9 protein-coding genes and 1 pseudogene are annotated in these 14273 nt (G+C 71.9%); 3 read left to right on the top strand and 7 right to left on the bottom strand.

Annotated features, from left to right (window positions below; genetic code table 11):
* Nucleotides 1-614: pseudogene (locus tag ACQUQD_RS07495) on the bottom strand (TetR/AcrR family transcriptional regulator).
* A complete protein-coding gene (locus ACQUQD_RS07490) occupies nt 607-1392 on the bottom strand; it encodes an SDR family oxidoreductase (RefSeq protein ID WP_428951184.1) in 786 nt (261 codons plus the stop codon). The pseudogene ACQUQD_RS07495 and the gene ACQUQD_RS07490 overlap by 8 nt, the downstream one beginning before the upstream one ends.
* A gap of 173 nt (nt 1393-1565) precedes the next feature.
* Here ACQUQD_RS07490 and ACQUQD_RS07485 point away from each other — a divergent pair, with 173 nt between their 5' ends.
* Both ACQUQD_RS07485 and ACQUQD_RS07480 read left to right on the top strand, forming a co-directional pair.
* Entirely contained in the window at nt 1566-2720 is a 1155-nt protein-coding gene (locus ACQUQD_RS07485) for an acyl-CoA dehydrogenase family protein (protein WP_428951183.1), read from the top strand.
* On the top strand, nt 2720-3712 hold the full coding sequence (locus ACQUQD_RS07480; RefSeq protein ID WP_428951181.1) for an acyl-CoA dehydrogenase family protein: 993 nt from the start codon (nt 2720-2722) through the stop codon (nt 3710-3712). Before ACQUQD_RS07485 ends, ACQUQD_RS07480 begins: the two co-directional genes overlap by 1 nt.
* Before the next feature lie 89 nt (nt 3713-3801).
* Here the strand turns inward: ACQUQD_RS07480 and ACQUQD_RS07475 are convergent, their stop codons facing one another.
* On the bottom strand, nt 3802-4611 hold the full coding sequence (locus ACQUQD_RS07475; protein WP_428957478.1) for an SDR family NAD(P)-dependent oxidoreductase: 810 nt from the start codon (nt 4609-4611) through the stop codon (nt 3802-3804).
* A gap of 229 nt (nt 4612-4840) precedes the next feature.
* Here ACQUQD_RS07475 and ACQUQD_RS07470 point away from each other — a divergent pair, with 229 nt between their 5' ends.
* A complete protein-coding gene (locus tag ACQUQD_RS07470) occupies nt 4841-5578 on the top strand; it encodes an SDR family oxidoreductase (RefSeq protein ID WP_428951180.1) in 738 nt (245 codons plus the stop codon).
* A 54-nt stretch (nt 5579-5632) separates the two neighbouring features.
* Here ACQUQD_RS07470 and ACQUQD_RS07465 read toward each other — a convergent pair whose 3' ends face one another.
* The 4 genes from ACQUQD_RS07465 to ACQUQD_RS07450 form a co-directional block, all read right to left on the bottom strand.
* Nucleotides 5633-8278 (bottom strand): TIM-barrel domain-containing protein, encoded by a 2646-nt coding sequence (locus ACQUQD_RS07465; protein ID WP_428951179.1) that lies wholly within the window; start codon nt 8276-8278, stop codon nt 5633-5635.
* Between the two features lie 156 nt (nt 8279-8434).
* Complete coding sequence (locus ACQUQD_RS07460) at nt 8435-9586, bottom strand: serine hydrolase domain-containing protein (RefSeq protein WP_428951178.1); 1152 nt, start codon at nt 9584-9586, stop codon at nt 8435-8437.
* Nucleotides 9587-9649: 63 nt separating this feature from the next.
* Nucleotides 9650-11044 carry a hypothetical protein gene (locus ACQUQD_RS07455; protein ID WP_428951176.1) on the bottom strand — a complete coding sequence of 465 codons (1395 nt, stop codon included), beginning with the start codon at nt 11042-11044 and terminating at the stop codon, nt 9650-9652.
* The gene (locus tag ACQUQD_RS07450; RefSeq protein WP_428951175.1) at nt 11031-13910 is read right to left on the bottom strand and encodes a peroxidase family protein; all 2880 of its coding nucleotides are present in this window, start codon (nt 13908-13910) and stop codon (nt 11031-11033) included. Before ACQUQD_RS07450 ends, ACQUQD_RS07455 begins: the two co-directional genes overlap by 14 nt.
* Nucleotides 13911-14273 lie beyond the last annotated feature (363 nt).

Here is a 14273-nt window from a genome sequence, read left to right as displayed (position 1 = left end):
TCAACTCCTCCTAACGGTAGGGATGGTGGCGCGGACGGAGATGCCGTCGAGGACCATCGACAGGTACTGGCCCGCGATGGCGTCCGCCGTGTGCCGGCCGCCCGGCCGGTACCAGGACGCGGCCACCCACACGGTGTCGCGCAGAAAGCGGTAGGCGAGGCGGACATCGAGGTCGGGGCGGAACGCGCCCTCGGTGACCCCCCGTTCCAGCGTCGTGCGCCAGGCGTCCTCGAAGCCCCGCTGCGCGTCGGTGAGGAAGGCGAAGCGGTCCTGCGCCGCCAGCTGCCGGGCCTCCTTCTGGAAGACGGCGACCGCGGGGCCGTGCCGGTCGATCTCCCGGAACGACTCCGTGACCAGGGCCCGCAGTGTCTCGCGCGGCCCGAGGGCGGCGTCGCCGGAACGGAGTCGTACCCGGACCACAGCGCGTCGAGGAACGACCGCAGGATCTCCTCCAGCATCGACTCCTTCGAGTCGAAGTGGTAGTAGAGGCTGCCCGCGAGCAGCCCCGCGCGTTCGGCGATGACGCGGACGGTGGTGGCGCTGTAGCCGAGCTCGGCGAAGACGTCCGCCGCCACGGCGAGCAGTTCGGCGCGGCGGGCGGCCCGCTCAGGCATGCCGGTCGCTGACGGAGAGCACCTCGCCCGTCAGATACGAGGAGTAGCCGCTGGCCAGGAACACGATCACGTTGGCCACCTCCCACGGCTCGGCGTAGCGGCCGAACGCCTCGCGCGACGTCAGCTCCGCCAGCAGCTCCGGCGAGGTCACCTTCACCAGGTGCGGATGCATGGCGAGGCTGGGGGAGACCGCGTTGACCCGGATGCCGTGCGGCGCCGCCTCGACGGACGCGCAGCGGGTCAGCGCCATCACCCCGGCCTTGGCGGCGGCGTAGTGCGCCTGCCCGGCCTGCGCCCGCCAGCCGAGCACGGAGGCGTTGTTCACGACGACCCCGCCCCGGCCGGCCGCCTTCATCAGCCGCAGCGCCGTGCGTGTGCAGCGGAACGTGCCGGTGAGTGTCACGTCGATGACCTTCGCCCACTGGTCGTCGGTCATCTCGGTCAGCTCGGCGGTGCCGCCCAGGCCCGCGTTGTTCACGACGATGTCCAGGCCGCCGTGCTCCCGCTCGGCCAGCGCGAACAGCTCCCGCACCTGCTCCTCGTCGGTGACGTCGCACGGCGTGCCCGCCACCCGGTCGGCGCCGAACTCCTTGCCCAGGGCCTCCACGGTCTCGGCCGTGCGCCGCGCGTGCGCGTCCCCCACGACGATGCGGGCGCCCTCCTCCAGGAAGCGGCGGGCGGTGGCACCGCCGATGCCCGCCCCGGCCGCCGCGGTGATCACGGCGGTGCGCCCGGCGAGCAGCTGGTGACCGGGCTCGTACGGCGGCGGCGTGCTCATGCGCGTACCTCCTAGGGCTCCTCGGGAGGGCCGGGCGGGATCTCGACGGATGTCCGACCCGGAGGCTAATCTACCAAACACTTGTTAGGGAAGGGGAGTTGCCGCATGACCAGCATCGAGGGCGAGGACGTCGTCCGGCACGTGGCCCGGACGAAGCGGGAGGCGCGCGTCTGATGGACCTGACGATCGATTCCGAGGACGCCGCGTTCCAGGACCGGGCGCGCGCCTGGCTCGCCGCGCACGTACCGGACCGGCCCCTGCCCTCCCTGGAGACCGAGGAGGGCTTCGCCGCCCACCGCGCGTGGGAGCGCGAACTGGCCGCCGACCGCTGGTCCGTCGTCTCCTGGCCCGAGCGGTACGGAGGGCGGGACGCCGGCCTCGTACGGTGGCTGCTCTTCGAGGAGGCGTACTACGCGGCCGGGGCGCCCGGCCGGGTCACGCAGAACGGCATCAACCTCCTCGCCCCCACCCTCTTCGACCACGGCACCGACGAGCAGCGCGCCCGCATCCTGCCGCCCATGGCGAGCGGCGAGGTCGTCTGGGCGCAGGCCTGGTCCGAGCCGGAGTCGGGCTCCGACCTGGCGTCCCTGCGCTCCACGGCCCGCCGCGTGACGGGGGGCTGGCTGCTGAACGGGCAGAAGACGTGGTCGTCCCGGGCCGCGTTCGCCGACCGCGCCTTCGGTCTCTTCCGCAGCGACCCCGACGCGGACCGGCCGCACCGGGGACTGACCTACCTGATGTTCGACCTGCGGGCACCGGGCGTCACCGTGCGGCCGGTCCCGCGCCTCGACGGCAAACCGGCCTTCGCGGAGCTCTTCCTCGACGACGTGTTCGTGCCCGACGCCGACATCATCGGCGAGCCCGGACAGGGCTGGCGCATCGCCATGTCGGCGACCGGCAGCGAGCGCGGCCTCACCCTGCGCTCGCCGGGCCGGTTCCTGGCGAGCGCCGAACGGCTGGCACGGCAGTGGCGGACCGTCGCCGACCGGGCCGACCCGGCCGGCACCGCGCTGCGCGACCGCGTCGCCGACGCCGTGATCGGCGCCCGCGCCTACGAACTGTTCACCTGGACCCACGCCTCGCGCGCCCTCGACGGCCAGGACATCGGCGCGGAGTCCAGCCTCAACAAGGTGTTCTGGTCCGAGTACGACGTGGCCCTGCACGAGACGGCCCTCGAACTCGACGGCGCGGAGGGGCTGCTGGCGGACGGCGGCTGGGCGGAAGGCTATGTCTTCTCCCTCGCGGGGCCGATCTACGCCGGGACGAACGAGATCCAGCGGGACATCATCGCCGAGCGGCTGCTCGGCCTGCCGAAGGGACGGCGCTGATGCGTTTCCTCCTCGACGCCGAGCAGCGGGAGTTCGGCCGCACCCTCGACGCCCTGCTCGGTGCGGCGGACGTCCCGGCGGCGGCGCGCGCGTGGGCCGCGGGCGACCCGTCCCCGGGCCGGGCGCTGTGGCGCCGCGTCGCGGACACCGGCCTGTTCACGCTCGCCGTCCCCGAGGAGTTCGACGGCCTCGGGGAGATGCCCGTCGAACTGGCCGTGGCCTTCGAGCAGTTGGGACGGCACGCCGTACCCGGCCCGTACGCGGAGACCGTGGCGGTGGCCTCACTGGCCGCGGGCCTCGCGCGCGCGGGCAGCGACGGGAAGGCCGTCCTGGACGGCCTGCTCACCGGCGAGACCCTGGCCACGCTGAGCCTTCCGGACACCGGTCCGTACGTGGTGGACCCGGACGCGGCGGACGTGCTGTGGGCGGTGGAGCGCGGCGATGCCCCGCCTTGGACGCTGCGGGCGGCCCCCGGGCACGGCATGGTGCGCCCCGGCCTCGACGCGGCCCGTCGGTACGCGGAGCCGCTGCCCGGCGGCGACGTCCTGGCCGAGGGGGAGTCCGTCCGCCAAGCGGCCCTGCACGCCGCCGCGCTCGCCCGCCTCGCCACCGCCGCGCAGGCCCTCGGCGTCGCCCGGGCCCTGCTCGACCGGACGGTCGCCTACGTGAAGCAGCGCACCCAGTTCGGGACCCCGATCGGAGCCTTCCAGGCGGTCAAACACCGGCTCGCCGACACCCTGATCGCCGTGGAGTTCGCCCGCCCGCTGGTCTTCGGCGCGGCCCTGACGGCGCGCCCCGCGGACCTGGCCGCCGCCAAGGTGGCCGCGGGCGAGGCCGCGTACACGGCGGCCCGCACCGCGCTCCAGCTCCACGGCGCGCTCGGCTACACCGCCGAGTTCGACCTGAGCCTGTGGCTCACGAAGGCCCGCGCGCTGCGCGACGCGTGGGGGACGCCGGGGGAGTGCCGGGCCGAAGTGCTCGCCGCCGGATGACAGGTGGTGAACAGGCGGCACGGAGGGGCCGCGCCGGGTGACCACCGGGCGCGGCCCCTCCGCGAACGCGACGAGGGGGGCACTCTCGCTCACGCCGTCCCGTCCCGCCGGTCCAGGGCCGGCATGCGGCCCGCCGACGCCCCGCCGTCCACGGTGAGTTCGGCGCCGGTGAGGTACGACGACTCGGCGGAAGCGAGGAACGCCACCAGTCGGGCCACCTCCTCCGGTTCGCCGACCCGGCCGAGCGGCGCGGCCGGATGGGCCCTGCCCTCGACATGAGCGATCATCGGGGTCGCGATGGCGCCCGGGTGCACCGAGTTGACGCGGATGCCGTCCCGGCCGAGTTCGAGCGCCGCCGTCTTCGTCAGGCCGCGCAGGCCCCACTTGGCCGCCCCGTACGCGCCGTGCCCCCAGATGCCCTGCATCCCGGCCTGCGAGGAGATGTTCACGATCGAACCGCCGCCCGCGGTGCGCCGCATCACGGGCGCCGCGGCCCGGATGCCGAGGAACGGGCCGGCCAGATTGATCCGCAGGATCCGCTCCAGCTGCTCCGGATCCTCGTCGACGATCGGTGAAGTGGTGTAGATCGCCGCGTTGTTGACGAGGATGTCGAGCCGCCCGAAGGCGGCGACGGCCTCCTCGACGGCCGTGTCCCACGCCGCCGCGTCCGACACGTCGAGCGCCACGAACCGCGCCGTGTCCGCACCGAGCGAGGCGGCGACGGCCCGGCCCTCCTCGTGCAGGACGTCGCCGAGGACGACGCGTGCGCCGCGCGCGGCCAGCAGCCGGGCCTCGGCCTCACCCATGCCGCGCGCACCGCCCGTGATCAGCGCGACCCGGCCCGTCAGATCGCCGACCGGCCCGGCGGCCGGCGGCCGCGCCGTCTGCGTCAGGCCCATCGGCTGCGTCGGCTCTGCCGGCTCTGCCGGCTCCAAGGGGGCCAGCGATTCCAGGGGTTCCGGTGACATCGGCTGCCCTTCCGTCCGTGGATGGTCGCGCGCGATTGTGCCCGCATCCGCTTCAAAGGGGCAGAGCGAGATCCGACGCGGACGGACGCGTGCATCGCCCAGCGACGACCGGCCGTCGCACACTCGTCGGTATCCACACCCCCAGCGGGAGGAGCACACCATGAGCGGCAGGTTCGAGGACGCGGTCGTTCTGGTCAGCGGCGGCGCACGCGGCATGGGCGCGGTCCACGCGCGAGGGCTCGCGGCGGAAGGAGCGCGGGTCGTCATCGGCGACGTACTGCACAAGGAGGGCGAGGCCCTCGCCGCCGAACTCGGCCCGCGGCACTGCCTGTTCGTCCCGCTCGACGTGACGGACGAGACCTCCTGGCAGCAGGCCGTGGCCCGCGCCGAGGAGACCTTCGGGCCGCTGACCGGCCTCGTCAACAACGCGGGGATCGTGCACGTCGACCCCATCGAGACCCTCGCCGAGGCCGACTACCGCAAGGTCGTCGACGTCAACCAGGTCGGCGTCTTCCTCGGGATGAAGGCCGCCCTGCCGTCCCTCAGGCGAGCCGGCGGCGGAGCCATCGTCAACATCTCCTCGCTCGGCGGCATCATCGCCTTCCCGAACATCCTCGGCTACGTGGCCTCCAAATGGGCCGTGCGCGGCATGAGCAAGGCGGCGGCGCAGGAGTTCGCCCCGTACGGCATCCGCGTCAACTCCGTGCACCCCGGCATGGTCTCGACCGACATGACGGCCGCCGCCGACCGCGCGCACGCGTCGGTGCGCGACCAGCCGATCCCGCGACAGGCGCGCCCCGAGGAGATCACCAGCGTGGTGCTGTTCCTGCTCTGCGACGAGTCGAGCTATGCGACCGGGGCGGAGTTCGTGATCGACGGCGGTCACTCCGGCCGGTGACGGACGCCGCTGCCCCGCGACCCCTGCGGAGCCGCGGGGCAGGACACCTCCCGGCTAGCCGAGCAGCCGGACGGTGAAGGAACGGTCCGTGGGCAGGGCCGCCGTGCGCACCGTCGTCACCCCGGTCTTCGCGTCGAACGACCAGTCCGCGCCCGACAGGGCCCGGCCGTTCACCGTCACCCGGTCCGGCGCCGCACCGCCGTGGACGGTGAAGGTGTACGCGCGCTCGCTCACCTTGCCCCGGTAACTCCCCTTGCTGGCACCGACCTCGATGACGGACCCGTGCCGGCCGGTGTCGACCGTCACGCGCTGCGTCGCCGAGGCGCCCTTCTTGAAGTCACGGGTCACCCCGTCGTCCTCGTAGAGCGTGTACGAACTCCGGCCGTGCTCCGCGGCGTAGACGTCCCAGCCGAGCTGCCCCTTGTCGCGGGTCTTCCACGACGTGGTGCCCTTGGGCCACATCGGCACGATCGCACCCGACCTCACGAACAGCGGGAGCGTGTCGATCGGGGCGTGGTAGCCGTCGAGCGTCATCGGGCCCTTGTACTGCTTGCCCGTCCAGTAGTCCGTCCACGTGCCCTCGGGCAGGTAGATGCCGTCGCGGGTGTCCGCGTCCTCGTAGACCGGAGCGACCAGGAAGTCGTCGCCCGCCAGGTACTCGTACTTGGCGTTCGCGCCCAGGGTGTTCGCGTCCTTCGGGTACTCCAGCCACAGCGGCCGTACGCCGCCGACGCCGGTGTCCGACGCCTGCTTCGCCAGCGTGTACAGGTACGGCAGCAGACGCTCGCGCAGCTGCAGGTACTTGCGGTTGACGGACGTGTACGGCTCCCCGTCCACCCACGGCTGCTGATTGATCTTCTCGCCGGTGGTGAGGTCCCGCGCCCAGCCGTCCATGGTCATGAGGGCGGGCAGGAACGTCTTGGCCTGCAGATCGCGGGCGTACATCTTCGCGTCGTGCGAGTAGATCGAGCCCACGTCACCCGTGTTGTAGGCGATGCCGGACATCGTCGCGCCCGCGTACGTCGGGATCTGCCAGCGCACGAAGTCCCACGACAGCTTCTGGTCGCCGGACCACAGGACCGAGCAGCGCTGGGCGCCCGCCCACGACACCGGCATCCAGACGAAGCCGCGGGCGTCGCTGTTGTCCTCGATGCCGGCCTTCGCCCTGTCGCAGGCGTCCAGGGCCATGCCGTAGCCGTTGCCGACCCAGGCGACGTCCAGCTTGGCGACGCGCTGGCCCGCCTTGACCTGGTCGGCGAGCTTGTCGATGCCGTCCTGCGTCCACAGGCCGAGCTGGGCGCCGCGGTCCTGGAGGCCCTTGGCGGTCTCGGCGAGGTTCTCGTAGCCGCAGCCGTAGCCGTCGTTGACGAGCATCCAGCCGAGCGGCATCTCGTTGTCCACGTACCCGTCGGCGACCTTCAGGGAGTCGAGCGTGTGGCGCTCGCCCTGGTTGGCGTTGTGCAGGTAGCAGTCGGCGTCGCCCGGTTCGAGGCCGTAGACCGGCGGCATGAAGGGCTTGCCGACGAGTGAGGTGTACGCGCCGATGACGTGCTTGGCGTCACCGAGGAAGTAGTAGGCGTCGAGGCGGCGTTCCTGCTGGCCCGTGTGGACCGACGCGCCGAAGTCGTAGACGCCCGGCGCGAAGGTGTTCCGGTAGACGCCGTAACCGGCCGAGGAGAGGTAGAACGGCTGCGAGTTGTTGTAGCCGCCCTCGTTCCAGTTCGTGTTGTTGGCGACGTGGACCGTCTTGTCGCGGTGGGAGAAGCTGCCGTTCTGTTCGCCGCCGCCGAAGAACTGCTCGTCCTCGCCGCGCTCCAGGCTCTGCCGCATCCCGCCCGTGGACCAGCGCAGCGGCTTGTCCTCCTGCCAGATGCGCGTCTTGTCGTCCGCCTTGTAGAGGCCGAAGCGCAACGGTTTCTTGTAGACGCGCAGGACCGCCTGTGACGTGCGGATCCCGTAGTAGGCGCCCGCGTCGAAAGACGACGTGTGCCGGTCGGGCGCGGGCTTCTCGCGGACGATCTGCGTGCCGGCCGGATCGGTGAAGGTGCCCGTCGGATCGGCCTGCAGGCGCAGCCCGCCGCCCTTCAGGAAGTCGGCTCTCGCCTTCAGATCGCCCGCGCCGATGCGGTAACTGCCGTGGTCGCCCTCGAAGGACGTGAGGTTCCCGGCGTCCGTCGTCTCGGGCAGGTAGGCCTTGCCGACGAAGGAGTTGTCGTGCACGTCGTAGGGCACGACGACCACGTGGTACGTGCCGTCGGCCTTCGGGATGACGGTCGCCTCGGGGTCGGCCGTGCCCGCGCTGGACGCGACCTGCTTGTCCGCGTCGTCGTAGACGTACATGTCGAAGTCGTCACTGGGCTGCTTCGCCCACTCGATCGAGATTGGCACACCGCCCTCGGGGTTGTCGTCCCAGTATCCGTCCGGGACCGACACCGTGAGGTCGAAGCGGTCGCACGTCCTCCCCTCCGGATCGTCCGCGGCCGACGGGCACTTCTTGGGATCGTCGACCGTGCCCGCCGCGTACGTGGGGCTCTGCCACGTGACGCTCTTGTGGCCGGCGTCGAGGGTGCCGCTGCCGGGCGTGGCCGCGCCCGCGTGCTGCGCGGGGACGGCGAGGAGGGCCGCGGCGAGGGCCGTCGTGGTCAGGGCGGCCCGGCCGCGCGCTCTTCGGTGCGGCTGTCGTTGGTGCAGTTGTCGCATGGGGTGCGTCTCCGCTCAGAACGACCGTCTGTTGTTTACTTCTGCTTGAAACTCGGATCCTGCGTGCATGTTCACGCACGAAGATCCCGCCTCTCGCAGGTTCATGTCAACGGTCGGGTCGATCCGCGGAGCCACCGCGCGGCGGCCCCCGGCCGGTCAGCCGGACAGGCCGTCGTCGGCTGCGTACGCCCAGAAGTCCCGCATGACCGGCGGCAGCGGCGACGGGCCGCCCAGCGCCAGCTGGGTCATCAGGACGGTCACCGTCCCCGTCGACGGCGTCAGATGGGCCGCGGTGCCCGTGCCGCCCACCCAGCCGTACCGGCCCGGCACGTTCCACGGGTCACGGCGCTCGACGTCCACGGAGCCGCCGAAACCCCAGCCCGAGCCCAGCGTGAACAGGTCGCTCGCCCGGCGCTGCGCCGGTGTCAGATGGTCCGTCAGCATCAGCCGCACCGACTCGGCGGAGAGCACGGACCCGCCGTCGTCCAGCAGCATGCGGGCGAACGCCCACCAGTCGTCCACCGTGGAGACGAGCCCGCCCGCGCCGGAGGGGAACGCGGGCAGGCCGCTCCACTGACCGTCGGGGGTGTCGACGCGCTCGGCGCCGCCGTCGGCCGTGGGTACATAGGCGCTGGTGAAGCGGTCGCGTTTGGCGGCCGGGACCTCGAACGCGGTGTCGCGCATGTCGAGCGGCTCGAAGATCCGCTCGGCGAGGAACTCCGGCAGCGAACGACCGGTCACCCGCGCGACGAGGACGCCCTGGATGTCCGAGCACGTGTTGTAGAGCCACACCTGCCCGGGCTGGTGCAGCAGCGGAACGCGGCCCAGCGCGGCGAGCCAGGTGTCCGGCTCCGGCAGCCGCTGCGGCGCGTGCGGGTCCATCAGCGCGAACACCGGCTGCACGGCGGGCAGCGAGAAGTCCGCCGGGAAACCCCAGCCCGCGCGGAACGTCAGCACGTCCTCCACCGTGATCGGGCGCGCCGCCGGCACGACGTCCTCGACGGGACCCGCCGGATCCCGTACGACGTCCGGTGTCGCCAGCTCGGGCAGCCAGTGCCCGATCGGCGCGTCGAGGGTGATGCGGCCCTCGTCGACCAGGACCATCACGGCCGCCGCCGCGATCGGCTTGGTGAGGGAGGCGATCCGGAAGATCGAGTCGCGGGCGAGGGGCGTCGTGCCCTCGGCGTCGGCGTGTCCGAGAGCCGCCACCTCGGCCCGGTCGCCGCGGGCCACCAGGGCCACGGCGCCCGGCACGGGCCCCTTGGCGACGTGCGGTGCCAGGGCGTCGGTCAGGGTGCTGTCGGTCATCGGGGGTCACTCTCCTGAACAGGCGTCGGCATACGTACGAGAAGGGTGACCCCCGAGCCGTTCTCAATTCATCGGTCCGCCGTCCCACAGCGTGTCGTGCGCGCGATGCGCGTCGGTCAGACCGTTCGTGAAGAAGCGCTCGTAGTACTCGCCCTCCACGTGGTGCGCCTGCAGCCAGATCCCGGGCACGTGGATGGCGTCCGTGTGCGCGGGGAAGCGGCGGTGCGTGGCCAGGATGTACGTGCAGACGTCACGGGCGCAGTCGATGACGCGCTCGTCGTACTCGCTCGCCTCGGCGAGATAGCGCTGCCCGTAGTCCTCCTTGTAGATCCGGGTGAAGACGTCCTTGTCGGCGTACGTGCCGCCCGGGCCGAACTTCGACGCGACGACCGCGTCGACCGCGTCCGCCATGGAGGCGTGAGTGGGCGGGCAGGCCGCCGCGATCAGCGCCTCGCCCGTCCCCGGGTCGGTCAGACCCACCGGCTGCGAGCGCAGCTTGGCGTACTTGGGCAGCGGGACGTGCCAGCGCCACACGTCGGCCGGCCGCCAGCGCGGCGTGACGTGCGTGAAGCCGAGCATCCTGCCGTACACCTTGCTGAACTTCGGGTCGCCGAGGGCGATCTGCGGATGCAGCGACGCGTGGATCCAGGCGCCGAGCCCCATCGCCTCCGCCGTCAGCATCACCGTCTGGAGGAGGAGATCCGCCTCGATCTGGGTCCGCATCGGTCCCAGCGCGCCGAGCGGCAGCTTCAGGTCCTTGTTGAGGAACCCGTTGGCGATCCACTTCTTCACACCCGCCGGACGGTACAGATTGCGGTCGTCCACGAAGGTCGGCCGCGTGCCGTCCGGCTGCGTGAGCAGATACATCAGCGCGTTGATGTACTGGTGCGAGAGATCGACGACCGGGAACAGCACGGTCGTGCCCGGCAGATTGGACAGGAACCGGTTCGAGTCCAGGTACGCCGGGAAGTCGCGCAGGCCCTCGGCCACGTCGAGCCGGCGGTCGAGGATCTTCACCTTCGCCCGCCGGGCGCGCTCGACGAGGGTCTGCGCGTCGAACGGCTCCTGCGGGTCCGGCGGCAGCCGGCGCAGGAAGTACGTGCCCGCGTCGTTGATCAGGAAGAAGTACGTGCCCTGCGCGTTGTCGGGGCTGCCGGCCGTGCGGCCCGTCATGGTCAGATTCGGCTTGGCCATGAGGGGCTTGCCGTCCCGCGGGTCCTCGAACGGGCGGTCCGGCATGGTCAGCCCGGTGGAGCCGGTGACCGCGATCAGCACCGCCTCCTCCAGCTCGGTCAGCGGCTCGGCCTTGTGCGGCGAGCGGTAGCTCATCGACCCGGCCGGCACCGACGCACCCCGGGACACCCGGTGGGTGCGCCGCCGCCAGACCGTCCGCAGGAACGAGCGGGTGAGCAGATCATCGAGACCCCGACTGCCGGAACCTCCGTCATCCGACGTCATCGGAGCCTCCGCCGGCGACCGGCGGCACCGGCCGCCAGGGCGCGAACGCGCTCGCCTCACGCGGCATCAGACCCGCGAGCTCCGGGCAGTGCCGCAGCACGACGGACTTCATGCTGCCCTTCTCCACCCAGTCGATGCCGAGCGGCGTGTAGATCTCCGGGCGGTAGTCGACGGTGAGGAAACGGTCGCTCTGCAGCCGGCGGGTCGCCATCAGGATGAAGATGCGGAACGCGGTGTCCGAGAACCCGAAGCCGGTCGGCGGGTTCTCCGCGAACAGACCGACGACCGTGTCGATCTCGTCGACGTCCCGGTACACCTCCTTCAGGCGCGCCAGGGTCTCCGGCTCCCGCGTCAGCTCCTCGAAGCTGCGGATGCGGTCCTTGTGCAGGCCCGCGCGGAAGTCGTTGTAGCGCGGCACCCCGCGCCGGCGCGTGCGCACCAGGTCGATCACCGACAGGTCGATGATCTCGCCGTCCCGCTGGAAGTGCTGCAGCGCCTTCGGATAGTTGTGCAGCGTGATCGCGCCCGGGTGGGCGATGCCGAACGAGTACAGGGTGTTCGCCAGCCCCGTCTTGCGGATCTGGCTCTCCGCCGCGGCGCCCTGGATGTCGTGGAAGCCGACGGTCTCCAGCCGCTGCCCGAAGTGGTGCTCGCGCAGCTCGTAGTCGTCGGGGATCAGCGGGTGCATCCGGTACACGGTGACGAAGTCCTCGGTCAGCGAGTACGGCGCCCCGTGGTGGTCCGGGAACGTCTTCGGGATGCCCGTCAGCGAGTGCGCCTCCACCAGCCACAGGCCCAGCTGGTTCAGCCAGTTCCTCGGCGGGCCCTCCCAGTTGGTCCGCAGACCGATGTCGATCGCCTTCGTCGCGAGGATCGCCGGGGTCCACTCCACCGTGTGGATCTTCGCGATGAGAGCCGAGACGACGAGCCGGGCCGTGTGGTAGATCCGGTCCTCGCCCATCGTCGGGTACGCGGCGCGCAGCGCGTCGCACACCGTGTTGTGCTCGCGGGCGAACAGCGTGTGCATGGCGCTGAGCCCCATCCACCAGTTGTCCTTGAACCCGCTGATCGGGATGCCGGTGCGGTCGACGGGGATGTGCCCGCCGTCGAGCAGCAGCCGGGCCCCGCCGTCGGGTTCGCGCAGCTGCTTCGCCGTGGCCTCGTCGCCGCCGTACACCTCGGAGCCGTCCCACCAGTGCGAGGCGGTGTTCCCGAAGAGGATCGGCGGCTTGTCGCCGGGCAGCTCGATGCCGTCGTTCTCGGCGAACCGCATCACGCTCTCCTCCGGCCCACCGGGGGAGTTGGCCCAGGTCCCGCCGCCGGGCGGCAGCGGCACCTCGACGACCTTGCCGCCCTCGGGGTGGCGCCGGTGGTTCACCCAGTCGTGCACCTGGAACTGGATCCACGCCGCCGCGAGGACGTTCAGGGACGTCGCGGGCACGAAGCTGTCCCGGGTGAGGAGCTGACGGCTGACCGTCACCGGGTTCGGGGTGTCGAACAGATCGGGCCGGTACACGGGCTTCAGATTGCGGCCGAACGCCGCGCCGATCGCCCCCATCCGCGGCGCCGACAGATCGTTGAAGGAGCCGTCGTACGAGCGCGTCGTGCGCAGCCGCTCGTCCACCGGCACCGGCACCGACTCGGCCCTCGGCGGAGCCTCGGGCAGGTCGGTGTCGATGAGGTTGAACCGGCGCAGCACCTTCCGCAGGTACACGAGATTGAGCAGGCTCGCGTCCAACGGCAGCCGGTACCAGGGCACGACCCGGTTCAGCAGACGGAAGCCCAGCTCGACCGGGACGCCCACGATGCGGTTGCGGAGCGGCTCCTCGGTGAGGAAGCGGGTGTCGAGCCGCGCCGCGCTGCTCGCCCGGTACGCGGCCTTGCGGGCCCGGTTGATGTTGCCCAGCGGCCTGAAGTCCTCCGTGGTGAACCACGGGTTGAACGCCAGCTCCTCGATCCGCCGCGCCGCCGAACCGGCCTCGGCCGTCGTGATGTCCTGCATCGGCACGGTCAGCCGGGCCACCACCACGGGCGGCGTGATCGCGTCCTCCCACTCGACGGACGCGTCCTCGACGGGCGTGCGGGTCTCGTCGACGTACCGCTGCACGCACAGATCGAAGGCGATGTCGTCACGGGACAGCCGCTGGACCAGGTCCTGGTGCAGGAAGTCGGGGTCGCCGCGGTCCGGGCGCGGCTCGGCGCCGCCGCTGCCGGCGGCGGGCCGGAACAGATAGCGGACCGGTCCCGCGTCCGCCCACAGGATCGCGCCCCGGCTCCAATAGGTCTCCCGGACCAGGCTGTTGACCGTGTGCCGGGTCGCCGCCTGGACATTGCGCCGCATCCGGTCCGCGGTGCCCGGGCCCACCGCCAGCGGCAGCTTCACGAACAGCCCGTAGGCCTTCTCCAGCGGATTCTTGGCGCCGGCCATCGCCGTGGCGAAGGCCACGAACTCGCGGGCGTTGCGGGCGTGCGACACGGGGTGATTGGTCGCCATCAGGTCGTGGCTCTCGTCGCCCGTGACCTGGACGCGGACCGCGATGCCGTGCAGATCGGGCGTGCCGTCGGGGCCGCTCATGCCGCTGGCGTTGGAGAGCCGTACCGTCGCCGGATAGTCGGCGCCGGGCTGGGCGAAGCCGCTGCGCAGGGCGGTCGGAAGGTCGTCGGCGAAGCGCAGGCGGGCGTTCTCCACGCCGAGCACGGCCTTCGCGTGGAAGGCCCGCTCGTGATGCGGGGCGCCACTGGCCCGCCGGTTCGCGATCTGGACCTGCATGATCTCGCGGGCGAGGCGTTCGAACACGAGGCGCTCGGCCTCGGGACTGCCACCCTCGTACCGCTCGTACTGTGCGTACCGTTCGGTCTCGGCCATCGGTTGCCGTCCCTGTCGTGTGCTGTGCGTCGGGAAGGGGTGCGGGGCTTGTCGGTCGTACGCGGTTCGTACACGGATGTCTCGTGCACGGAGCTCTCGTGCAGGGGAGGGGCCAGCGACGCTATCGGCGCCGCGACACGCGCCGCAGCGACTCTTCCCGCCATGTCCGGGTCCCCGACGTGATCGCCGGCTCCCTTGTTCACAAGCGGATTTGGCCTTGTCAGCGCGGGACGCCCGATCCGTCACGGCCGCGCCGGGACACCCTGTGCCGCCCACCTCTCACCCGCCCCACCCGACGGCGCCGCCGATGGCCGGTCAGTGACTCCTTGACGGCACGGTGCCCCGGGGGCGTGTGCTGCGAGG

It is taken from the genome of Streptomyces sp. cg35 (assembly GCF_050410835.1).
Classification (GTDB): domain Bacteria; phylum Actinomycetota; class Actinomycetes; order Streptomycetales; family Streptomycetaceae; genus Streptomyces.
This window is presented reverse-complemented; position numbering and strand designations above follow the sequence as displayed.